This is a genomic window from Streptomyces sp. E2N166, from assembly GCF_003671715.1.
GTDB lineage: Bacteria > Actinomycetota > Actinomycetes > Streptomycetales > Streptomycetaceae > Streptomyces > Streptomyces thinghirensis.
The window spans coordinates 1-679 of the sequence record NZ_RAIF01000026.1 but is presented as its reverse complement, the minus strand read 5'-3'; the positions used below and the strand labels follow the sequence as shown (position 1 = coordinate 679).

The following is a 679-nucleotide window of genomic DNA, read 5'->3' as shown; positions in this document are numbered from 1 at the left end:
CGACGCTCCCACGGCTTGTAGGCACACGGTTTCAGGTACTATTTCACTCCGCTCCCGCGGTACTTTTCACCATTCCCTCACGGTACTATCCGCTATCGGTCACCAGGGAATATTTAGGCTTAGCGGGTGGTCCCGCCAGATTCACACGGGATTTCTCGGGCCCCGTGCTACTTGGGTGTCTCTCAAACGAGCCGCTGATGTTTCGACTACGGGGGTCTTACCCTCTACGCCGGACCTTTCGCATGTCCTTCGCCTACATCAACGGTTTCTGACTCGCCCTACGGCCGGCAGACCGTAGAAGAGAGATCCCACAACCCCGTACACGCAACCCCTGCCGGGTCTCACACGTATACGGTTTGGCCTCATCCGGTTTCGCTCGCCACTACTCCCGGAATCACGGTTGTTTTCTCTTCCTGCGGGTACTGAGATGTTTCACTTCCCCGCGTTCCCTCCACACTGCCTATGTGTTCAGCAGCGGGTGACAGCCCATGACGACTGCCGGGTTTCCCCATTCGGAAACCCCCGGATCAAAGCCTGGTTGACGGCTCCCCGGGGACTATCGTGGCCTCCCACGTCCTTCATCGGTTCCTGGTGCCAAGGCATCCACCGTGCGCCCTTAAAAACTTGGCCACAGATGCTCGCGTCCACTGTGCAGTTCTCAAACAACGACCAACCACCC

1 rRNA gene is annotated in these 679 nt (G+C 58.3%); it reads right to left on the bottom strand.

The features are described 5' to 3' along the window. A 23S ribosomal RNA gene (locus EBH09_RS20460) occupies window positions 1-630 on the bottom strand; the annotation flags it as partial. Window positions 631-679 lie beyond the last annotated feature (49 nt).